Origin of the sequence: Mesorhizobium sp. M0018, from assembly GCF_040323955.1 — a bacterium.
GTDB lineage: Bacteria > Pseudomonadota > Alphaproteobacteria > Rhizobiales > Rhizobiaceae > Mesorhizobium.
On record NZ_JAMYVL010000020.1, the window covers coordinates 86,711 to 108,541 of the forward strand.

20 protein-coding genes and 1 tRNA gene are annotated in these 21,831 nt (G+C 60.9%); 8 read left to right on the plus strand and 13 right to left on the minus strand.

Annotation, left to right across the window (positions count from 1 at the left end):
• Positions 1-47: 47 nt before the first annotated feature.
• The 3 genes from NKJ81_RS24490 to NKJ81_RS24500 form a co-directional block, all read right to left on the minus strand.
• Positions 48-1,208 carry a D-alanyl-D-alanine carboxypeptidase family protein gene (locus NKJ81_RS24490; protein ID WP_352471861.1) on the minus strand — a complete coding sequence of 387 codons (1,161 nt, stop codon included), beginning with the start codon at positions 1,206-1,208 and terminating at the stop codon, positions 48-50.
• A gap of 101 nt (positions 1,209-1,309) precedes the next feature.
• Positions 1,310-2,533, minus strand: coding sequence for a septal ring lytic transglycosylase RlpA family protein (locus NKJ81_RS24495; protein WP_352542017.1), 1,224 nt, complete (start codon positions 2,531-2,533; stop codon positions 1,310-1,312).
• A 274-nt stretch (positions 2,534-2,807) separates the two neighbouring features.
• Positions 2,808-3,539: a hypothetical protein gene (locus NKJ81_RS24500; RefSeq protein WP_352448919.1), complete on the minus strand. Its 732-nt coding sequence runs from the start codon at positions 3,537-3,539 to the stop codon at positions 2,808-2,810.
• Positions 3,540-3,999: 460 nt separating this feature from the next.
• Here NKJ81_RS24500 and NKJ81_RS24505 point away from each other — a divergent pair.
• The 4 genes from NKJ81_RS24505 to rimO all read left to right on the plus strand — a co-directional run bounded on the left by NKJ81_RS24505 (position 4,000) and on the right by rimO (position 7,087).
• Positions 4,000-4,089 (plus strand) — tRNA-Ser (locus tag NKJ81_RS24505).
• A 274-nt stretch (positions 4,090-4,363) separates the two neighbouring features.
• A complete protein-coding gene (locus NKJ81_RS24510; protein ID WP_036238130.1) occupies positions 4,364-4,771 on the plus strand; it encodes a DUF930 domain-containing protein in 408 nt (135 codons plus the stop codon).
• Positions 4,772-4,961: 190 nt separating this feature from the next.
• The gene (locus NKJ81_RS24515; RefSeq protein WP_023675054.1) at positions 4,962-5,621 is read left to right on the plus strand and encodes a TerC family protein; all 660 of its coding nucleotides are present in this window, start codon (positions 4,962-4,964) and stop codon (positions 5,619-5,621) included.
• Between the two features lie 152 nt (positions 5,622-5,773).
• Positions 5,774-7,087 carry a 30S ribosomal protein S12 methylthiotransferase RimO gene (gene rimO / locus NKJ81_RS24520; RefSeq protein ID WP_352448918.1) on the plus strand — a complete coding sequence of 438 codons (1,314 nt, stop codon included), beginning with the start codon at positions 5,774-5,776 and terminating at the stop codon, positions 7,085-7,087.
• 64 nt (positions 7,088-7,151) lie between these two features.
• Here rimO and NKJ81_RS24525 read toward each other — a convergent pair whose 3' ends face one another.
• The 8 genes from NKJ81_RS24525 to NKJ81_RS24560 all read right to left on the minus strand — a co-directional run bounded on the left by NKJ81_RS24525 (position 7,152) and on the right by NKJ81_RS24560 (position 15,428).
• Complete coding sequence (locus tag NKJ81_RS24525; RefSeq protein WP_352542018.1) at positions 7,152-8,219, minus strand: BMP family ABC transporter substrate-binding protein; 1,068 nt, start codon at positions 8,217-8,219, stop codon at positions 7,152-7,154.
• 47 nt (positions 8,220-8,266) lie between these two features.
• On the minus strand, positions 8,267-9,241 hold the full coding sequence (locus NKJ81_RS24530) for an ABC transporter permease (protein ID WP_352448916.1): 975 nt from the start codon (positions 9,239-9,241) through the stop codon (positions 8,267-8,269).
• The gene (locus NKJ81_RS24535; protein ID WP_352448966.1) at positions 9,241-10,353 is read right to left on the minus strand and encodes an ABC transporter permease; all 1,113 of its coding nucleotides are present in this window, start codon (positions 10,351-10,353) and stop codon (positions 9,241-9,243) included. Before NKJ81_RS24535 ends, NKJ81_RS24530 begins: the two co-directional genes overlap by 1 nt.
• Positions 10,350-11,942 carry an ABC transporter ATP-binding protein gene (locus NKJ81_RS24540; protein WP_502893792.1) on the minus strand — a complete coding sequence of 531 codons (1,593 nt, stop codon included), beginning with the start codon at positions 11,940-11,942 and terminating at the stop codon, positions 10,350-10,352. Before NKJ81_RS24540 ends, NKJ81_RS24535 begins: the two co-directional genes overlap by 4 nt.
• Before the next feature lie 152 nt (positions 11,943-12,094).
• Positions 12,095-13,072: a quinone oxidoreductase family protein gene (locus NKJ81_RS24545; protein ID WP_352542019.1), complete on the minus strand. Its 978-nt coding sequence runs from the start codon at positions 13,070-13,072 to the stop codon at positions 12,095-12,097.
• An 18-nt stretch (positions 13,073-13,090) separates the two neighbouring features.
• Entirely contained in the window at positions 13,091-13,867 is a 777-nt protein-coding gene (pcsA, locus tag NKJ81_RS24550) for a phosphatidylcholine synthase (RefSeq protein ID WP_502893794.1), read from the minus strand.
• A gap of 35 nt (positions 13,868-13,902) precedes the next feature.
• Positions 13,903-14,517 carry a DUF1326 domain-containing protein gene (locus NKJ81_RS24555; RefSeq protein WP_352502444.1) on the minus strand — a complete coding sequence of 205 codons (615 nt, stop codon included), beginning with the start codon at positions 14,515-14,517 and terminating at the stop codon, positions 13,903-13,905.
• A gap of 14 nt (positions 14,518-14,531) precedes the next feature.
• Entirely contained in the window at positions 14,532-15,428 is an 897-nt protein-coding gene (locus NKJ81_RS24560; protein WP_352542020.1) for a DUF2182 domain-containing protein, read from the minus strand.
• A gap of 103 nt (positions 15,429-15,531) precedes the next feature.
• Between NKJ81_RS24560 and NKJ81_RS24565 the strand changes: the two genes are divergently transcribed.
• Both NKJ81_RS24565 and hspQ read left to right on the plus strand, forming a co-directional pair.
• A complete protein-coding gene (locus NKJ81_RS24565) occupies positions 15,532-16,740 on the plus strand; it encodes a UbiH/UbiF family hydroxylase (protein WP_352542021.1) in 1,209 nt (402 codons plus the stop codon).
• A 221-nt stretch (positions 16,741-16,961) separates the two neighbouring features.
• Positions 16,962-17,285, plus strand: a complete 324-nt coding sequence (gene hspQ, locus NKJ81_RS24570; RefSeq protein ID WP_023675043.1) for a heat shock protein HspQ — start codon at positions 16,962-16,964, stop codon at positions 17,283-17,285.
• A gap of 124 nt (positions 17,286-17,409) precedes the next feature.
• Here the strand turns inward: hspQ and NKJ81_RS24575 are convergent, their stop codons facing one another.
• Positions 17,410-18,039 carry an invasion associated locus B family protein gene (locus tag NKJ81_RS24575; RefSeq protein WP_352448908.1) on the minus strand — a complete coding sequence of 210 codons (630 nt, stop codon included), beginning with the start codon at positions 18,037-18,039 and terminating at the stop codon, positions 17,410-17,412.
• Positions 18,040-18,270: 231 nt separating this feature from the next.
• Here NKJ81_RS24575 and NKJ81_RS24580 point away from each other — a divergent pair, with 231 nt between their 5' ends.
• Both NKJ81_RS24580 and NKJ81_RS24585 read left to right on the plus strand, forming a co-directional pair.
• Positions 18,271-20,085, plus strand: coding sequence for an extracellular solute-binding protein (locus NKJ81_RS24580; RefSeq protein ID WP_352542022.1), 1,815 nt, complete (start codon positions 18,271-18,273; stop codon positions 20,083-20,085).
• Positions 20,086-20,108: 23 nt separating this feature from the next.
• Entirely contained in the window at positions 20,109-20,786 is a 678-nt protein-coding gene (locus NKJ81_RS24585; protein ID WP_352542023.1) for a DsbA family oxidoreductase, read from the plus strand.
• 6 nt (positions 20,787-20,792) lie between these two features.
• Here the strand turns inward: NKJ81_RS24585 and NKJ81_RS24590 are convergent, their stop codons facing one another.
• Positions 20,793-21,227, minus strand: a complete 435-nt coding sequence (locus NKJ81_RS24590; RefSeq protein ID WP_352448905.1) for a hypothetical protein — start codon at positions 21,225-21,227, stop codon at positions 20,793-20,795.
• Positions 21,228-21,831 lie beyond the last annotated feature (604 nt).

Sequence of the window (21,831 nt, forward strand, 5' to 3'; positions counted from 1 at the left end):
CGGGGACCGTATAGTCCCGGCGGAAAAAAAGGTCCACCGCGACGGTGCTAACGCAGCCAGCCGACGGCCAGTTCCTTGGCGGCGTCGAGCGCGCGCTGCGGAAGCGAACCGACACCGATCGACTCGGCGGCAAACAGCGGCGTCTCCTGGCTCAGCGTATCGCCGATCCAGACGCGCAGCGTACCCACCGGCTGCCCCTCCTCCACCGGCGCTGCCACCGGTCCGTCATAGACGATCCTGGCGGTGAGCTTGTCGCGGTTGGTGATCGGCAGGAAGATCTGCACCGGTCCTTTTGCCTTTAACGCGACACCGGACTTGGCACCGCCAAAGACCTGGGCTTCGCCAACCACTTCGTCCTTGGCGAATACTTCAGTCTTCTCGAAGGAGCGAACGCCCCAGTCGAGCAGCTTTCGCGCTTCCTCAGCCCGCTCACGGTCGTTTGCCAGACCGCTCATCGCCGCGATCACCCTTGTGCCGTTGTGGCTGACCGAGCCGACAATGCCGAACCCGGATTGCTCGCTGGCACCGACCGCGAGCCCGTCGGCGCCTATGTCCATGGCCAGTAGCGGATTGCGGTTCCTCTGGGAAATCTTGTTCCAGGTAAAATCCTTCTGGCCGTAATAGCGGTAGAGATCCGGGTAGTTGCGCCAGATATGCAGCGCCAGAAGCGCGAGTTCGCGAACGCTCGTTTGCTGCCCATCGGCCGGCAGACCGGTGGAATTGACGAAAGTCGATTTCTGCAAGCCGATCTGGCGGGCACGCCCGGTCATCTGCGCCGCGAAATTTGCTTCGGACCCGGCCATCCCTTCAGCGATGACGATACAGCCGTCATTGGCCGCCTGCACGGTCACGCCCTGGATCAGGTCTTCCAGCCGGATCGTCGACTTGAGCTTGGCGAACATGGTCGATGTCCCCGAAGGAGCGCCGCCTTTGCGCCAGGCGTTCTCGCTCACCACGAAGGTGTCATCGAGCGTCATGCGCCCTGATTTGATGGCGTCGAAAGCCACTTCCATCGTCATCAGCTTGGCCAGCGAGGCCGGAGGGATCAACCTGTCGGCGTCCTTGGAAAACAGCACGGTTCCGGTTTCGGCATCGATCATGAAGGCCTGGGCGGCCTTGGTCTCGAAAAGCTGAGCTGAGGCCTGCGCAAGCGAGAGCAGCAGCAGGCCGAGCGCCACAAGCCCGGTGAAAGGGTGAAAAGATTTCATCAGGTTCGACCAATGAGCCGGCGCTTTTGCAAGTTGGCAGAAGCTATCAGGCTTTTGCCTGGCGGATCAATCGCGCGCGAAAAAACCAGGCAGCCCCAAGCTCAGTTGCGTACAGCAAGCGCATCCGGCGCACCATGCGACCACGCTGCCTGCAGCATCTCGTCCAGGCTGCCACGACCGTCGGCAAAGAGGTTGACCGAGTACCAGTCCTTGCCTTCAAGTTCCGAGCGCTGGATTTCGGTCTTGCCGAAGCTGGAAAGCTGGGCCGCCACACGCTCCGCTTCGGCGGCATTCTCGAATGAACCCGCCGCGACATAGGCGGTGGGCGACCCGGCTGGAGGGGCTTGCCGCTTCCACGGTTGAAGAAGCTCGGCGGACGACATGCCGGTGCGATCCAGCCCGGCAAACGCGTTAGAGGCGCGCTGCACGCGCTCGTCGGCGTAAGACAGCGACGCCATGGTGAACGGCGATTGCGCCGGCAGGTTGATCTCCGGACGCTCCGGCACGATCGGGCCGAAATCGGGCAGTACAATGTCTCCCGAAGCAGATGCTTGCACCGCCATGACAGGCCGTGCATCGGATCCCTGCCCGGAATTCGTCAGCTGACCGGGGAACGGCAAGGCAGCAGCGCTCACCGGCAGGCTTGGCGACGGCCCATTCATCGCGACCATGACGCCGCTGGGCAGAGCGTCCGACGGATCCGGCGCCCTGTTGCCTGGACGATACGAAGCCACCAGATACTGCCCGTCATTGCCTTCGAGCGGCGCACGGCCGACATATTCAACCTTCACCTCGGCCGTACCGACATTGGCATAATCGAGCATTTCAGCAGCGCGCTTCGACACATCGATGATGCGTCCATCATGATAGGGCCCGCGGTCGTTGACGCGCACGATCACCGAGCTGCCGGTCTTCATGTTGGTGACCCGCGCATAGCTCGGCAGCGGCATGGTCGGATGCGCCGCCGTCAGATCTGCCATGTCGTAGACTTCGCCGTTGGCCGTCAACCGGCCGTGGAAGGCCTCACCGTACCAGGATGCGAGGCCAACCTTGGCGTAACGTTTGTCTTCCTTCGGATAATACCACTTGCCGCGCACCTGATAGGGCTTGCCGAGCTGGTCGCGTCCGCGAGACGTCTTGAACATGACGCGCGGGCTGGCTTTCACGCCGTATTCGGCTTCGGAAAAATATTCCTTGGAGCGAGGTTTCTTGTTGACCATCGCCTTTTGCTGCGGCCCGGCACATGCTGCAAGAAAGGCTGCCGACAAGGCCAACAGCGCGAAAGCGGAAGCGCGACGAAGACGCGGGCGCGCCGTGGTCTGCATATTTTGATTGTCCCCTATAGCATCGACGAAGGCACCGCAGCATGAACGTCAGCGATGCCAAAGCAGCCACTCCAGAAACGCCGGCGACGCCCTACCCCAATCCTTTTTGTGCGCAGGAATTGTTTATCACCGTATTAACCGATTGTGGTCGGAACCGGGCGAGATTGTGGCACGGACCGCTTCGCTGATCGGCATGAAAATCATCGCTTATCGATCAGAAACGCTCGTTGGTGGCGCACTTTGCCCCTGGCTTGGCGTGGCTGCGAGCGCAGATTCAGGGACCGAAGATCACAAGTTCGGTGAACGTCAGATCTCCAGGTGCGGGTGGTCTGGGACCTTTGAAGTATTTCAGCCCCTTGTTGGGGCGGTACCATCCCACCAAGCCTGGAATCGGCTCCTTGGCGTCGACAAAGCAAACCAGGATTCCGCTTCGCAAGAGAAAGCGCCCCATCGCGCCGGCGCAGCGGCCCAAATCCGCAAGCGAGCGGCAATAGATGACCTGATGGCATCGGATAACACCGTGCAACATTCGGCGCGGCATCAACACCAGGGGGAACGCTACTCCGTCGCAAATGCAGATCAACGACAGGCAGCCCAGCGCGGCGTGTTCCGAGAGTATGTATCTCTCACTCTCGGGCAGCATCGCCAATTCCGGGAGATCGGGACGCACTTCGACCACGCGACATGACCGCTGCGCCGAACTTAAAGCCGGCAAGAAGGTAAATTGTCCGCTGGAGAAGAGCCGAAAGCCGAGCGCCCGGTTGGCTTTCAATGTCGCTTGTGCAGGCGAAATGTTCGTGTAGGTCACGTCCTTCCGCTTGAGAACCGCCGCAACCAACATGGCGCCATAGGGACGGAAATCTGCATCGACTGACCAGCTTGAAAGATTGCAGCGAATTTCCTCGCTCTCCGACCCGTGATAGCGAGCATAAAGGGTGAGCACGACGCCGACGATCCGACCGGCATGCTCCAAAGCAAAGCCATATTGTGGGAACTCGGCAACCACAGGCCGCTGCGACAAGCGGGTCAGAGCGTGTATCCAGTAACTCCGATTACGCGCCGGAAAGCCCCTGCACAGGCAATCAACCACTCCCTCCCAGTCGGTTTCGCGGACTGGTCTACAGCGAAGACCGGGCGGGAGAGCGCCAAGTACGGCCAAAATCAACTCCAGAATACGATTTACTTACATGTGCCTAACGCGCCCAACATATCAGCGCTCAACGATTAATAGTCCGTGCGGGTTTTAAAAACGATTTTCCACACTCAGCACAAACACAGCTCGCCATGACGCTGCTCACCGCCCTGGATCGCGCCGAAAGGTGCGGCCGCCACGGTTGACTTGGCGCTGAATGCGGCTTTACAGGAATGGAGCGCGAACCGGTCGGGGAACGTCCTGGTGCCAATCCGGTACCGACAACTCGAACCCGCTCCTCTCGCGATATCCTAAGTGATTGAAAAATCACCTTGGAGGGATGGCCGAGCGGTTTAAGGCACCGGTCTTGAAAACCGGCGTGGGTGCAAGCCCACCGTGGGTTCGAATCCCACTCCCTCCGCCATATCCGTCTTCAATCCTGCAGGCATGACGTCGAGTTTTCCGCTCGTCGGATTCTCGACTGCCTGGGTTTAACAGGCCGGTCCGCTTCGGGGCGACCGCCGCTTTGCCCCATGCAGCGCACCACCTCTCGCGTCGCTGAAATGCAACAGGTGCTGATCGTGGCAACGATACCAAAGTACCGGTGATACTATTGCGTAATCAACAACCTGCCACAAAGCGAAGACTGTCACCCGCCGCGCAGCCGCGCTTCGTCGGGTTGATTTCTCCGCCCGAATATGATGCTTCTCCCGCCCATGAATAAACTATTTTCTGCGGTCCTCGCATGGACGATAGTGGCTTGGCCGGCCAGCGCAATGGACAGCGCATTGCGCGCCGGCCTGCTGAAACTCGATCCGCAAACCCGGCTGGAGCAGCGATGCGACGCCGAAATTCTCGACCGGATTACCCGCGACGACCACAAATACAAAGCCGATCGTGTCGTCGCCTACGCTTTTGCGACGCCCGAAATGGGCGCCGATGCGATCAAGAGCCCGGGTGCTGCGTTTCGCAGCAAGGGACAGTGGTACCGGCTGAAATTCAAATGCGAAACAGCGCCGGACCATATGGAAGTCCTGCAGCTCCGCTATCGGATCGGTGATGAAATTCCGGAAAGCGACTGGCCCAAATACAATCTCTATAACTAGGCATTCGCGACCTGTGGCCGCATTTTGCCGGTGTTCGGGCCGATCGTCGCAAACTCTGTATATTGCCGCAATAACGGGCGGTTTGCCGACCTTGTTCCAACCAGTCCCTTGACGCGCAGGAACCATACACGTTAGGCCCTCCAGGCATTCGACGCGAACGGTCGGCCAACCAGCAAGGGACTTCCAGTCGATGGAAATTTTCACTGCCGCGGGCTTCTCTGCCCTGCTCCAGGTCATCGCCATCGACCTCGTGCTTGCAGGCGATAACGCCATCGTCATCGGCTTGGCCGCGGCGGGCTTGCCGGTCGAGCAGCGCAAGAGAGCGATTCTCATCGGCGTGGTGGCGGCGACGGTGCTGCGTATCGGTTTTGCTGCGATCACCGTCACCCTGTTACAGATTGTCGGCCTGCTGCTGGCCGGCGGCATCTTGCTGCTGTGGGTGTGCTGGAAAATGTATCGCGAGCTGCGCACGTCGTATGCCGACGAGGTGGAGGCGACCGAAGCGCTGTCCAATTCCGATATCAACAGCGATGATATGGTGGCCGGCAAGGCGCGCAAGAAGACCTTGGGTCAGGCGGCATTGCAGATCGTCATCGCCGACGTGTCGATGTCGCTCGACAACGTACTGGCGGTCGCCGGCGCGGCGCGCGATCACTTCCAGGTGCTGGTGATAGGCCTCGTCCTGTCGATCGCGCTGATGGGCCTTGCCGCGAGCTTCATCGCCAAGCTGCTGCACCGCCATCGCTGGATCGCCTATATCGGCCTTTTGATCATCTTTTATGTCGCACTCGATATGATCTACCGGGGCGCGGTGGAAGTCTTGCCGCATGTCAGCAGTGCGGTGAGCTGACACGCCGACTCGAATTCTCATCGGCCGGCCTTTCAGCTTCGGCGAGCCTTCGGCGACGCTGGCGGTTGCGTTTCGCCGCAGCCGCTGCCCATACCAATGCCGCGACAAGTGTGATACTGCGCCGCCAATCCTGAAAATCCGGAAAAGCTTAGATGTCCGCCCCTCGCGTCAGTTTCGTCAGCCTTGGATGCCCGAAAGCCCTTGTGGATTCCGAGCGCATTATCACCCGCCTGCGCGCCGAAGGCTACGAGATCGCCCGCAAGCACGACGGCGCCGACCTGGTCGTCGTCAACACCTGTGGCTTCCTCGATTCGGCTCGCGACGAATCGCTCAACGCCATCGGCTCCGCACTTTCGGAGAATGGCAAAGTTATCGTCACCGGCTGCCTCGGCGCCGAGCCGGACGTCATCCGTGAAAGACATCCGAACGTCCTCGCCATCACCGGACCACAAGCTTATGAAAGCGTGATGGCGGCGGTGCATGAGGCTGCCCCCCCGAGCCATGATCCCCACATCGACCTTTTGCCGCCGCAAGGGGTCAAGCTCACGCCGCGCCACTATGCGTATCTCAAGATTTCGGAAGGCTGCAACAACCGCTGCACCTTCTGCATCATCCCGGCGCTGCGTGGCGACCTGGTATCGCGGCCGGCCGCCGACGTGTTGCGCGAAGCCGAGAAGCTGGCCAAGGCCGGGGTCAAGGAGATCCTCGTCATCTCGCAGGATACCAGCGCCTACGGCATCGACATCAAATACCAGACCAGCATGTTCGGCGATCGCGAAGTGCGGGCGAAATTCCTCGATCTATCGGAAGAACTGGGTAAGCTCGGTGTCTGGGTGCGCATGCACTATGTCTATCCCTACCCGCATGTCGCGGACGTCATTCCACTGATGGCCGAGGGCAAGATTCTTCCCTATCTCGATATCCCATTCCAGCACGCCTCGCCGCAGGTGCTGAAGAACATGCGCCGGCCCGCTCATGGCGAAAAGACGCTCGAGCGCATTCGCGGCTGGCGCGACGTCTGCCCGGACCTTGCCATCCGCTCCACCTTCATCGTCGGCTTCCCCGGCGAGACGGACGACGATTTCGAGATGCTGCTCGACTGGCTGGACGAGGCCAAGATCGACCGCGCCGGCTGTTTCAAATACGAGCCGGTCAGAGGCGCCCGCTCCAACGAGCTCGGCCTCGAGCAAGTGCCGCAGGAGATCAAGGAAGCCCGCTGGCACCGCTTCATGCAGCGCCAACAGAAGATTTCGGCAACGCAGCTAACCAAGAAAATTGGCAAGCGCCTGCCGGTCCTGATCGACGAGGCGCATGGCAATTCGGCCAAGGGCCGGACCAAATACGACGCGCCCGAAATCGACGGCTCGGTCCATATCCAGTCGCGGCGGCCACTGCGCGCCGGCGACATCGTCACGGTCAAGATCGAGCGCGCCGACGCTTACGACCTTTACGGCTCAGCAGTCTGATATTCCGTCCAAAATGAAAAAGGGCGCCACGTGGCGCCCTTTCGTTCGATATGTTTCCGACCGCCTACTGCGGCAGCTTGTCGTCGACGCCCTTCACGTAGAAATTCATGCCGAGCAACGTGGCGTCGTCGGCGACCTCGCCCTCCTTCAGCCAAGGTGTGCCGTCCTGCTTGGCGATCGGCCCGGTGAAGGGGTTCCAGCCGTCGGCGATCTTCTTGGTGGTGGCTTCGGCCATCGCCTTGACGTCGTCGGGCATGTTGGTGAACGGCGCCAGCTTGACGGCGCCGTCCTTAATGCCGAGCCAGACATTGTCTGGCTTCCAGGTGCCGTCGAGCGCCGCCTGGACCCGGCTGATGTAGTAGGGACCCCACTCGTCGGTCAGCGCGGTCAGCTGCGCGTGCGGCGCGAACTTGATCATGTCGGAGGACTGCCCGAAGCCGTGCAGCTTGCGCTCCTCCGCCACCTGCAAGGCAGCGGTCGAGTCGGTGTGCTGGACGACGATATCGGCGCCCTGGTCGAACAATGCCTTGGCAGCATCGGCCTCCTTGCCCGGATCGAACCAGGAGTTCACCCACACGATCTTCGCCTTGAAGTTCGGGTTGATCGACTGTGCGCCGAGCATAAAGGAATTTATGCCCATCACCACTTCCGGGATCGGGAAGGAAACGATGTAGCCGGCGACGCCCGACTTCGATTGCTTGGCGGCGATCTGGCCAAGCACGTAACGGCCTTCGTAGAAACGCGCATTGTAGATGCCGAGATTTTCGGCGGTCTTGTAGCCGGTGGCGTGCTCGAACATCACCTTGGGGAATTTCTTGGCGATCTTCACTTCCGGGTCCATGAAGCCGAAGGACGTGCCGAAAATGATCTTGCATCCCTCGCGCGCCAGGCGCTCGAAGGCGCGGTCGGCATCGGGGCCTTCGGAGACGTTTTCGAGATAGGCGGTCTCGACCTTGTCGCCGAGTGCCTTTTCCACCTCGAGGCGGCCTTGGTCGTGCTGGTAGGAGTAGCCGAAATCGCCGATCGGGCCGGTGTAGACCCAGCACGCCTTCAGCTTGTCCGCCGCCTCGGCTGATGCCGCCAGCGACAATGCGGCCGTCGCCGCCATCAGGGCAATAAGCAGTTTTTTCATTGTGTTACCTCTCTGAGTTAAGCCTTGGAGCTTCCGTCTTTTTGTTGTCAACGATCCGGAACGAATGGCTGGCCCAAGGAGGCCGGCGTGTTCATCATCGTCAAACGCTTGTTGCGCGAGATTAGAACGAGAACCACGACGGTTGCCAGATAGGGCAGCGAAGAAAGCAGTTGCGAGGGAAACGATTTTAAGAACGCAATTAACTTGTAGAGCAACCAGGGCGCGTCGACGAAGTCCTGCAGATTTATGGCTTGGACGTGAAGCTGGCCAACCCAGATCGCGCCGAAAATATAGGCGCCGGCCAGCACCCGCCAGGGCCGCCAGGAGGCGAAGACGACCAGAGCCAGCGCGATCCAGCCGCGGCCGGCGGTCATGTTCTCCACCCATTGCGGTGTGTAGACCAGCGATAGGTGACCGCCGGCGAGGCCGGCACAAGCGCCGCCGAAAATCACTGAGAGATAGCGGTAGCGGATGACATGGATGCCAAGCGCATGGGCGGATGCATGGCTGTCGCCGATCGAGCGCAGCGTGAGCCCGGTGCGGGTCTTGAACAGGAACCACATGACGGCGGCGGTCAGCGCGATCGAGATGTAGAAGATTGGATCCTGGCCGAACAGCAGCCTGCCAACGACCGGGATTGCGGTCAGGCCGGGAATATCGAGGTTTGGCAGCCTTTCGCCGGGCTGGCCGACAAAATTCGTTCCCATCATGCCGGAAAGGCCGAGGCCGAGCAGTGTCAGCGACAGGCCGGTGGCCACCTGATTGGTGGCCAGCGACAGCGTCATGACGGCGAACAGCAGCGAGAACACTGCCCCCATGGTGATTGCCGCCAACAGCCCTATCCAAGGCGAGCCGGTGAGATAGCCGGCGCCGAAACCGCCGACGGCACCCATGATCATCATTCCTTCGACGCCGAGATTGAGCACACCCGAACGTTCGACCACTAGTTCGCCGATCGCCGCGATCAGCAGCGGCGTCGCCGCCGTAGCGATGGTCAAGAGGATGTTGACGGTGATGTCCATCAGCGGGCTTCCTCCAGCTTCGGCCCTGCCTCGAGCTTCGGCGCGGAAAAGCCGGTCAGGCGAATGCGGTAATGGATGAGCGTGTCGCAGCCGAGCACGAAGAACAAAAGCATGCCCTGGAACACGCGCGCCACCTTGTCGGAGATGCCGAGCGCGCTTTGCACTGCCTCGCCGCCCAGATAGGTCAGCGCCAGCACAAGGCCTGCGGCGACGATGCCGAGCGGATTGAGCCGGCCGAGAAATGCCACGATGATAGCGGTAAATCCGTAGCCGGGCGAGATCACCGGCTGCAATTGTCCGATGGCTCCCGAGACCTCCGAAATCCCTGCAAGTCCGGCCAGTGCGCCCGACAGCAGGAAGGCAAAGAAGACCATGCGGTTAAGGCCAAACCCGGCGAAGCGCCCTGCCCTCGGGCTTGAGCCGAGCACGCGGACCTCGAAGCCTTTCAGCATACGGCTCATCAGGATCCAGATCAGTATCGCCGCGATCAGCGCGAAGACAAATCCCCAGTTTGCCCGGCCGGATTCCGGGAGGAGTTCCGGCAGTATCGCCGAGTCGTTGAACTGGATGGTCTGCGGGAAACCATGGCCCTGCGGATCGCGCCACGGCCCGCGTACGAGCCAATCGAGGAAGAGCTGGGCGACATAGACCAGCATCAGGCTGGTCAGGATCTCGTTGGTGTTGAAGCGCGTCTTCAGCAGTGCCGGGATTGCAGCATAGGCGGCCCCACCGACCATGCCGAGCAGAAGCATCAGCGGCAGCACCAATGGGCCTTCGAACTGCGGAAACAGCACGGGGATGATCGAGCCGACAATGCCGCCCAGGATGAACTGGCCTTCGGCGCCGATGTTCCAGATGTTGGCCTTGTAGCAGACCGACAGTCCGACCGCGATCAGGATCAGGGGGGCGGCCTTGATCGCCAGCTCATGCAACTGCCAGACCTGGCTGATCGGTTCGATGAAGTAGATGCGGAACGCGGTCAACGGGTTGACGCCGAGCAGCGCGAACATGATGGCACCGGCAATGATCGTCAAAACGAAAGCGATGAAAGGCGAGAGTGCCGAAAACAGCATCGAGCGCTGCGGGCGTTTTACAAGTTCGAGGCGCATCAGGCCGTCTCCAGCGTATGTTCGGCATGACCGGGTTCGGCGCCGCCCATCAGCAGCCCGATTTTCTCGAATGTCGCTTCAGCTATCGGTAGCGGCTTCGACAATTCGCCATTGTGCATGACCGTGATCGCATCGGAAATCTCGAACAGCTCGTCGAGGTCCTGGCTGATCACCAGCACCGCCGAGCCGCTGCGCGCCAGTTCGATCAGCGCCTGGCGGATGTGGGCCGCCGCACCCGCGTCGACCCCCCAGGTCGGCTGATTGACCACCAAGACGCTCGGCCGGCGGTCGAGTTCGCGGCCAACGATGAATTTCTGCAGATTGCCGCCCGAAAGAGCCGCAGCCTCCGGATCCGGCGCGCTCTTGCGCACGTCCATTGCCTTTATGATGCGCTGGGCAGCGGTATGGATCGCATCGCCCTTGACCATTCCACCGGCGCCGACAAACATCTTGCCATCGGTGGCGTGGCGCGACAGAAGCAGGTTCTCCGAAAGCTTCATGCGCGGTGCTGCGCCATGGCCGAGCCGCTCTTCCGGGACGAAGGCAGCGCCCATCAGACGCCTGCCGGTGATGGTGAGGCCGCCGGCATCCTTGCCGCGGATGCGGACCGAGCCGGCATCCTGCTGCAGCACCTCGCCGGAAACGGATTCGAAGAATTCGCCCTGGCCGTTGCCGGCCACACCGGCAATGCCGATCACCTCGCCGGCGCGGACCTCGAGATTGATGTTCCTGAGCGGGATCGAGAACGGGGTCGCCGGCTTGCGGGTGAGTTCGCGGATTTGAAGCAGCACCGGCGCGGTCTCGATACCCTCGGCCGGCGCCCGCACCACGGCCAGCACCTCGTTGCCGACCATCATCCGCGCCAACGAAGACGCGGTTTCCTGGCGCGGATTGCAATGGCCGACCACCTTGCCGTGACGCAGCACGGTGGCGCGGTCGCAGATCCGTTTGACCTCTTCCAGCCGGTGCGAAATGTAGAGGATGGACTTTCCTTCCGAACGCAGCCGTTCGAGCGTCTCGAACAACTTATCGGCCTCCTGCGGCGTCAGCACCGAAGTTGGTTCGTCGAGGATGATAAGTTGCGGCGTCTGCAGCAGGCAGCGGATGATTTCGATGCGCTGACGCTCGCCGACCGACAGATCACCGACCAGCGATAGCGGATCGAGAGGCAGGCCGTAACTGTAGGAGAGCGCCCTCGCCTTGGCCGCGATCGTGCTGATCGGCGAGCCGTCATCCAGCGACAGCGCGATGTTCTCCGCCGCCGTCAGCGCTTCGAACAGGGAAAAATGCTGGAAAACCATGCCGATGCCGAGCTTTTTTGCGGTGCCGGGGCTGGTGATCCTGACCGCCTGGCCATTCCAGAAAATCTCGCCGGAATTCGGTTCCAGCGATCCAAACAGCATTTTCACCAGGGTCGACTTGCCGGCGCCGTTCTCGCCAAGCAACGCATGGATCTCGCCCTTGGCGATGTTGAGATCGACATGGTCGCACGCCGTCAACGTGCCGAATATCTTTGTGAGGCCGCGAACCTCAAGCAGGTTTGCGCCGTCCTGATCTGCACTCACGGTGCCTCCATCTGGTTTGCCAGACATGTTCTGTGTTCCCGCAAGCATCGTATGCGCGGGCTGCTCTCTACGGTAAGCGCCTCACGACTTGAAAGAGCTTCAAGAATTTCAGCGGAAACTCAAGCGGTAAAAAGCAGTTCGCAAGAACGGCGGCGTCGGCGGCCCGAAACTGCGGGCGCCTAAGGGATAAGTATTGTTGTCCCGGTGGTCCGGCGCCCTTCGAGATCGGAATGCGCTTTGCCGGCCTCGCTGAGCGCGTAACGCTGGTTGATCTTGATCTTGACGGCGCCGCTGAGCACCACACCGAACAAGGCGGCGGCGGAAGCCTCGAGGTCTTCGCGCCTGGCATTATAGACGAACAGTGTCGGCCGCGTTGCGAACAGCGAGCCCTTCTGCGCCAGCAACGAGATGCTGAAGGGCGGGATCGGCCCAGACGATTGACCGAAGCTGACGAAAGTGCCGAGCGGCCGCAGGCAATCGAGCGAGGCTGGAAATGTGTCGTTGCCGACTGAATCGTAGACAACGTCGCATTTCTCGCCACCGGTGATAGCGGCAACGCCGGCCACGAAATCCTGTTCGCGATAGTTGATCACGTGGTCGAAGCCATGCGCCTTGGCGAGCTCGATCTTGTCGGTGGAACTCGCCGTGCCGATCACTGTCGCGCCGAGATGCTTGGCCCATTGGCCGAGGATCAGCCCGACACCGCCGGCCGCCGCATGAAACAGGATCGTGTCGCCGGCTTTCACCTTGAATGTACGGCGCAACAGATATTCGGCGGTCATGCCCTTTAGCATCATGGCTGCGGCCTGTTCGTCGCTGATGCCGTCCGGCACCTTCACCACGCGGTCGGCGGCGATCACGCGCTGCCCGGCATAGGCGCCGGTCGTCACGGCGTAGGCGATGCGATCGCCGGGTTTGAGCCAGTCGACATCCGAGCCGACATCCAAGACCACGCCGGCCGCCTCGCCGCCAGGGATCAGCGGAAATCCGCCCTGCGGCGGATAAAGGCCAGAGCGATAATAGACGTCGATGAAATTGAGACCGATCGCGGTATGCTTGACCAGGATCTGTCCCGAGCCCGGCTGCCCGGGATCGGCATCCTCATAGGTCAGGACCTCCGGGCCGCCATGGGCATGGATGCGGATCGCTTTGGACATTTTCTGGCTCTCTTGGGATCAGGCTTTCTTATCCGGCTTGGCGCCGAGATTTGGGAAGAACTGCATGATAGCGCCGATGCAAGCGAGGTAAAGCCCGGTGACCGTAATCCCGATCTTGATGAAATCGCTGACCTGCTCGCCCAGCACGCCGATCTGGTCGTAGAAGGAGGCAAGTGCGGCCTGCGCCAGCGCCAGCGCGCCGAAAGCGCACCAAAGCAGCGTCATACCGAGATTGATTGGCCGCAGCCGCTTCACCCGCACCGGATGGATGAAATTGATCGGCACGAAGGTGAGAATGCCGGCCACCACGACCACGGCGAAAGAAACCCATTGTCCGGGCTCGATGACGAACAGCGTGAACACCACCATGTTCCAGACGACCGGAAAGCCCTTGAAGAAATTCTCCTTCGTCTTCATGCCGGTATCGGCATAGTAGATTGCGCTCGACACCACGATGATCGCCGCCGACAGGAACGACAGGCGCTCGCCCATGAAGCCGCGCTGATAGAGCGCGAAGGCCGGAATCAACACGTAGGTCACGTAGTCGATGATGTTGTCGAGCAGTTCGCCCGACCAAGTCGGCAGGATTTCCTTGACATCGAGCTTCCTGGCGATCGGCCCGTCGATGCCGTCGACGAAAAGCGCCAGCCCCAGCCACCAGAACATCGCCGTCCAGCGCTGCTCGCTTGCTGCCACCAGCGACAGAAACGCCAGGAATGAGCCCGACGCGGTCAAGAGATGGACCGAGAACGCCCGCGCCTGAGGCCATGTGACTTTCTTCTTCGGCCGCGGAATCCGGTCGGCGATTTTCCTGGCCGTCGTCTTCTTGCTCACGGGCCCCGCCAGTCCAGCTTGCAGATTTCGGCCGAACGGCCAGCAAAGTTCCAGTTGCGGCCAAAGGCCCGCATTTTGCTCTTGTCGGATTTGGCGACGATGATTTCCGGCGCAATCCAGTATTCCGAATTGCTGATGACCGTATCCTTGTCGCGATCCTTGCCGGTGATTGGCGTCACCGCACCATCGATGATCTTCGGTATCTGAAAGATGCGTGTTTTCTCACGCGTCTCGTAGGTGATCGGCACCTGCTCGGCACCGAGGAACTGTCCGACAAGGATGGAGAGCAGCGATGTGGTTCCACCGGCCTTGCCGGTGAATATCTTCGTCAGTCCCTTCATAGCGTAAACCGAGGCGCGCTTGTCGATGAACAGGCCCGCCGTCCAGTTGCCGCGGCTCATATAACCGGGGATTTCCATGACCAGCCCAAGATTGAGGCCGGACAGGTCGACCTCGCCGAAATGGCCGGCATCGATCCGGAACCCCGCCCAGGTTTGGCAATAGCCTTCCGTAGGCGGATGATTGCCGAGCGACAGAACGCAAGGGCAAAAAACCGTGCAATTGCAGGAAAGGATGAGCTCTCCCTTCATTGCCCAGTTTTGATCTGTCATCGAATTCTCCCCCCTCATGCCGAGACTACTAGTAGCGCAGCTGCCCAGACAAGCAGTATCGCACCGCCCAACCGCGTCGGCAGATTGCCTGCCGTCTGTTTTTCGACCAGGCTAAACAAGCCGACCAGCGCCATCCAGAACACGTTCATCACACCGACGGCAAACATTACCAGCATCAGCGCCCAGCAGCATCCAAGGCACCACAGGCCCTGCTCCATACCGAGCCGGAAAATGCGAATGGGCCTGGCGCTCCAGTTGGCGAACAGGACCGAGAACGGATTTCTGCACTTCTCCAGACAGGCTTCCTTCAGCCAGCTGAACTGATAGAGACCAGCGATCGACAGCGCGGCTGCTCCGGCAATTCCAAGCAGCGGATCGAGCATCTGCCCGGATGACACGAATGCATGGACTGCGAGCGTCAGGGCAGCGAATATTGCCGAGGCGGCAAGCCAGACGCTCAAATATCCAGCGACCAGGATCAGCGGATGGGCAACGGGTTCCCCCTTGATCCGGGCGGTATCTGCGATCTCGCAATAGGTGCGGATCATCGGCGCCGCGGAGGGCAGCATGGTCGCGATGGCCATCAACAGCCACATCGCGGTGAGTGCCCCGCCTTGCGCGCCTACGCTTGCGCGAAGCGGCGCCGGCGCAAGGCAAAGGGCGAAGAAACGCGCAAGGAAATCCGGCAGCGGCAGTTGCGGCAGGTATTCCAGCACGGCGTCGCCGGGTACATCGGCGCCCGGGAGCCGGCTCACCGCCCCCCGAACTGCCATTGCGCCGAGAAGGAGCCAGGCAACGGCGATGCCCATGCCGGCAACGACGCCCACCGTCAGTCGAGGGCTGCATGCAACGCTCGCCATCGCGCGGCCGGTGCCGTCGAGGTGGCTGAAATCGTCTTGTTGGCCGGTCATGGCAACCGAATGGGCCGAATCGCCGCGTTGATCAAGCCGCATCACCTGACCTATATGGACCAGCAGGTCGGACGGGCCTCACCTCGCAATCCGGAAGCCGAATTTGAACCATCGGGAAACAGCACGGATACTGGTCGCCGGCAGCGGCCCTGCGGGGCTGATCGCGGCGCTTGGCTTTGCCGAGGCGGGCTTTCCCGTGACGCTCGTCGGACCCGATGCAGCCGGCCCCGACGGCCGGACGACAGCCTTGATGAACCCTGCCCTGAAGATGTTCGAACGGCTAGGGATCTTCGACGGAATCAGGCCGCACGCAGCGCCGCTCAAGGTGATGCGTATCGTTGACGCAACCAACCGGCTGATCCGCAGCCCGACAGTGACCTTTCGCGCCAGCGAGATCAACGAAGAGCAATTCGGGCTGAACTTGCCCAACAGCGTTCTCAACCGCATGCTAGCGGAGGCTGTCGCGCACTCGGGCATCGAATGGCGAAAGTCGATGGTGGAGGCATGGCGCCTCGATCCCGACCATGCCCATGCCGTTCTCGCCGACGGCAGCGAGGTTGAGGCATCGTTGGCAGTTGCCGCCGATGGCCGTCAGTCGCCGGCCCGCGAGGCAGCCGGCATCCGCACCTCGATCCGATCCTATCCGCAGGCGGCGTTGGTGCTCAATTTCGGTCACCGCAGCGACCATGCCTTCACCTCGACCGAATTCCACACCGAGACCGGTCCGTTCACACAGGTTCCCCTGCCCGGCAACCGGTCCAGCCTTGTCTGGGTGCTCGAACCCGATATCGCCAAGGACCTTGCAGCACTCGACGACGCCGAGCTTTCGACGCGGGTCGAACAGCGGATGCAATCGATGTTGGGCCGCGTGTCGGTTGAGCCCGGCCGGCAGGTCTACCCACTTTCAGCGGTGAGCCCGTGGCGGTTTGCGCAGCGCCGCGTGGCACTTGTCGGTGAAGCCGCCCACGTGTTTCCCCCAATTGGCGCGCAAGGCCTCAATCTCGGCATCCGGGACATCGACGACCTGATTGGTGCCGCAAGCAGAAACCGCTCGGACCCGGGCGCCCCCAAGGCGCTTGCAGCCTATGATTTCAAGCGGCGGCCGGACATTCTGGCGCGCAGCAGCGCGGTCAACCTGCTCAACATGTCGCTGCTTTCCGACATGCTGCCGGCCCAGCTGGTGCGCAGCGCTGGCCTGGGCGCGCTTGAGGGGTTTGCGCCGTTACGGGCGTTTTTCATGCGCGAGGGTCTTCGACCCGGCAGCGGTTTTGCGGCGTTTTTTGGCGGATTTCGAAAACCGGCTGAGCGATAGCGATCTTGGCCACCGCCCTTGATCCGCATCTCGCGATGCTCAACCCGGCATCAAGGGGATCGGGATTGAATTGACGCCGCGTCTGCGCCAAATAATGACGATGTCGACCTTAAGGTCTGGGCCAATCTTTGCCGGACCGGTGCGTAAGAATCTAAAGTCCTGGAGCGTTCCTTGCGTGTTCCGAGATGCGTGGCGTTCAAGAAGTTCAAGTGGTGAGTGCGATGAAGACAGCCAAATTCTCGATCGGACAGGTGGTTCGGCACCGGCTGTTTCCGTTCCGCGGCGTCATTTTCGACGTCGATCCGCAATTCGCCAATACTGACGAATGGTACGAGGCGATCCCCGCTGACGTGCGGCCGCGCAAGGACCAGCCTTTCTATCATCTGCTCGCCGAGAATTCCGAAACGGAATACATCGCCTATGTGTCCGAGCAGAATTTACTCGAGGACCGGTCGGGCGAACCGGTCCGGCATCCGCAGATTGGTGAAATGTTCGACAAGAAGCCGGACGGGCGCTACGAGCCGAAGCACCAATTGAGACATTGACTTAGCCGGGATCTGGCTGGGCTGGGACTGGTTTGAGACTTGGCTGAACGCGACAAACGGCCGGTCCAAACGAAAAAAGCGGGGTATGAGCCCCCGCTTTTTTGTTGGTTCGAAAACCCGTCGATCAGTTGGCGGCCTTCGCCTTTTCCTGCTCTTCCTTGAGCTTCTTGGCAAAGTCCTGATTGTTCTTGGCGACGAACTCCTGGAGCTTCTTCTGCCGGTCCTCGATGTCCGACTGCTGCAGCGGCGGGCCGTCGAAGGCGCCGCTGAAGCCGGTCAGCGCAATCTTGATCGGGTTCGGCTGGTTCTGGAAATTGACCGAGGTGAGCGTCAGCGCCGATCCCTTCTTGAAGGATGCGACAAGCTGATCGCTCAGCGGCACTTCCGCCACGCAGCGATCCGGAAAACAAATCACATAGTCGAGCTTCTGCGCCTTGCCGCCGTCGATCTGGAGGCCGATGCCGGGAGGAACGAGACGGCCGGTCGGAACCGTCACCTGGAACACCTTGCGGTTCACCTTGCCCTTCAATTCGATCAGGCTGACGCCGGTGATGAGCTGGCCGTTGCCGGCGGTGGTAATGTTCTGGACATTGCAGATGTCGACGTCTTCCTGCTTGGTGCAGGCCTTGAACCAGCCTTGCGGAATCTGCTGTTGCTGCTGCGCGGAAGCAGCGGGAATCCCGGCGCCCAGAATGCCGACCACGCCAGCGGCCATGACCGACAGGCGGTACGCGTTGCTGTTCAGGCTCGTCATGTCGTGCATTCCTCTCAAATGATCCCGGAACCGGCTTTTTTCATGCCGTGTGGTCCAGCTACCTGTTGCCGAAATGAGGCAACAGAATGACTTCGGACGGCGTGTTACACTGCAAGCGGTGCCGAATCCAGCCCGGGTCTCGCGAATCTTGGCCAAGGGATAGGCTCAAGGGGTTGGCCGGTGCACGACCGGCTCATGTATGCTGCGCATCGAATCGGGAAGGAGACGGTCATGGGCCGCGTTGTCGTTTGGCTGATCGCCGCAATCTTGTTTGTCGGCCTTTCCCTGCAGCCGGCTCTGTCGGAACCGAAGCACGCGCTAGCCATGCAGGGCGAGCCGGCGCTGCCGGCCGACTATGATCATTTCAACTACGTCAATCCCGACGCGCCGAAAGGCGGCAGCATTACCTATTGCGTCGTCGGCAGCTTCGATAATCTCAATCCGTTCATCCTGAGAAGCCTGCGCACTACCGCGCGTGGCATGATGGATCAAGCCTATGGCAATCTCGTCTTTGAGCCCCTGATGCAGCGCAACTACGACGAGGCCTTCAGTCTCTACGGCCTGCTCGCCGATTCCGCCGACATGGACCCCGAGCGCAAGAGCATCGAATTCCACCTCGATCCCAGGGCCAAATGGTCGGACGGCGAGCCGGTGACGCCGGAAGACGTGATGTTTACCTATGACGTCTTCACCGAGAAGGGCCGGCCGCCTTACAGCGACCGTATGGGTATGATCGCCAAACTCGAAAAGACCGGCGACCGTAGCGTGCGGTTCATCTTCAACGACGATGCCAACCGCGAGACTCCATTGATCATCGCGCTGACGCCGATCCTGCCGAAGCACGCCTTCAACAAGGAGACCTTCGACAAGACGACGCTGAAGCCTTTGATCGGCAGTGGCCCTTACACGGTGGCGCAGGTGGTGCCCGGCCAGCGCATCGTGTTCAAGCGCAATCCGGATTATTGGGGCAAGGACGTGCCATCCAAGCGCGGCTTCGACAATTACGACCAGATCACCATCGAGTATTTCCTCAACGCCAACGCCAAGCAGGAAGCGTTCAAGAAAGGCATCTGCGCCATCGACGACGACAGCGACCCGGTCAAACGCGAGCGCGATCTCGATTTTCCGGCCTTCCACAGGGGCGAGGTCATCGCTGAAACTTTCGACACCGGCATCCCGCCGGTGGTCAACGGCTTCCTGTTCAACACGCGGCTGCCGAAATTTTCCAATCCGGTCGTGCGGCGTGCACTCGGCATGCTCTACGATTTCGAATGGGCCAACAAGAACCTGTTCGGCGGCAAATACACGCGCACCGTGAGCTTTTGGCAGAATTCCGAGCTGTCCGCGCTCGGCCACCCGGCCAGCGAACAGGAAAAAGCCCTGCTGGCGCCCTACCCCGATCGCGTGCCCGCAGATGTCATGGACGGCACCTACAGGCCGCCCGTCACCGACGGCTCCGGCCAGGACCGCAAGGTGCTGAAGGCGGGGTTCGAGATATTGAAAGGTGCAGGCTATACCGTGCAGGACGGTGTGATGCTCGATCCCGAGGGTAAGCCGTTCGGTTTCGAAATATTGACCGCCTCACAGGACGAGGAGCGTCTTGCCGCCATTTACCAGCGCGCCCTGGCGAAGCTCGGAATTGGCGTCAGCATCCGCAGTCTCGAAGGCGACCAGATCCAGTCGCGCAAGCAGCGCCTCGATTTCGACGTGCTGATCGGTTCTAGCGCCAGCTCACTGTCTCCCGGTATCGAGCAACGCGCGCGATGGGGGTCGTCGACAGCAAAAAAGGAAGGCTCGTTCAACCTAGCGGGTGTCGCCGACCCCGCAGTGGATGCGGCGATCGAGGCGATGCTGAGAGCTCGTTCGAAGGAGGACTATGTAGCGGCCGTCCGCGTTCTCGACCGGCTGCTGATCTCCGGCAATTACATGGTGCCGACGCAGCACAACAACCAGCAATGGCTCGCCTATTGGAACTATCTGGAACATCCGCAAAAGACGCCCATATACGGTTATCAGCTGCCGACCTGGTGGCGCAAACCGAAGTGACCTCTTCACAACAGGAGATCAAGATGAACGACGAGAACTCGATTACTGTCGATGTGGTCTCCGACGTCGTGTGCCCCTGGTGCTTTATCGGCCAGAAACGGCTCGACAAGGCGATTGCCGCCGTCGATATCGACGTTCACATACGCTGGCGGCCCTTCCAACTCGACCCAACAATCCCGCCCGAGGGCAAGAACCGCCGCGACTATATGGTGGCGAAATTCGGCAGCGAGCAACGCATCCGCGAAATCCATGCCCGGATCGAGCAGCTGGGCGAGGCTGAAGGCATCTCCTTCGCCTTCGACGCCATCAAGGTCGCGCCCAATACGCTGGATGCGCACCGTCTCATTCGCTGGGCCGGCACGGCCGGCGAGGCCATTCAGAACCGGCTGGTGCGCCGGCTGTTCCAGCTGAATTTCGAGGAAGGCGCCAATCTCGGCGATCATGCCGTGCTGATCGAAGCCGCCCGCGAGGCCGGCATGGATGCGTCCGTGGTCGAAACGCTTCTGCCGACCGACGCCGATGTAGAGGCCGTGCGCACCGAAATCGCCACCGCTTCGCGCATGGGCATATCGGGTGTGCCGTGCTTTCTGCTTGAAGGCAAATATGCGGTGATGGGTGCCCAGGACGCCGATACGCTCGCCGATGCACTCCGCCAGGTCGCCGCGGCCAAGGCACGCGGCGAACTGGAAACAGCGAACTGAGTCGGACTATTTCACGGTCACCTTGGCCTTGCTGACGAAAAAGCCATGGCCATGCTTGCCGGTGCAGGTCAATCCCTTGGTGGATGACTGGCAGGAAAATGGCCCCTTGCTCCACCTGTTGCCGTAGGCCAGCCTGGTGACGCCGCCGCAGCAGCCTTGCTCGCCCGGATTCTTGATCAGCGTCGCCGGGCCTTTCGGGCCGAGGATGATCGTGACGTAGCTGGGCTCGACGCGCGAACAACTCAGTTCCGGTCCGCCATCCTGCGGCTCGTAGGTGCTGGTGCCGCCCTTCGGTGTGTAGATGCAGCCAATATTGCCGGACGGCGTGTTGAACTCGATCTGTCCCTCGGCGTTTGCGGGAACGGCCTGGCTGCCGGCATATGTTTGCGGCAGCCAGGCGAACGTTGCGAGCATCGCCGCAAACAATGTCCGTGCAAGCATGAAGAACTTCCCCCCGGTTCAAACCTGGATGCGTCCGGCAGGTTCGATCCGAAGCGCATCTTTGTCAAACGAGGTTTGGGCGCGCTTTTAAAAAAGCACGGGCCAATTGATATTGATCCGCATCCTGGACTGTGTCGGCAAAGTCATTGCTTGGCCGATTACGGGTTCCTGACAAGGCGGCTTCAAACACGAATCATACGGTCACGTCCTGGCCGCCGACGAGGCCGGACTGGCCGTGAAGGCGGTTCAGGCTGTGAAGATCGGCCGCTGGAAGGCGCTTCTATGTTCACAAAGCTGTGTGAAGACCTTCCCTTGGGGAAGATCTCTACTTGCTCGGGCGCAGGCAAGTAACTATTTGAAATTGCGTTGGTATTCCGCCCCTCGAAACGTGACGGCACAGCGCCGTGATCATTCATTCTGTTGCTCCACTGCAACGGCCGGCAAGCTAAGCCACCTGCGACTGGTGAAAAGCTAATGGAAAATGATCAATTGGTGTTACTGTCCGTAACAAAAGAAAAATCGTTTGGGCGGGATAGTGATTCGGGTCGATAGACCAACGCGACATTCAATATCGGAAAAATGGCTCCGCGGTGCCGCAAGGCCG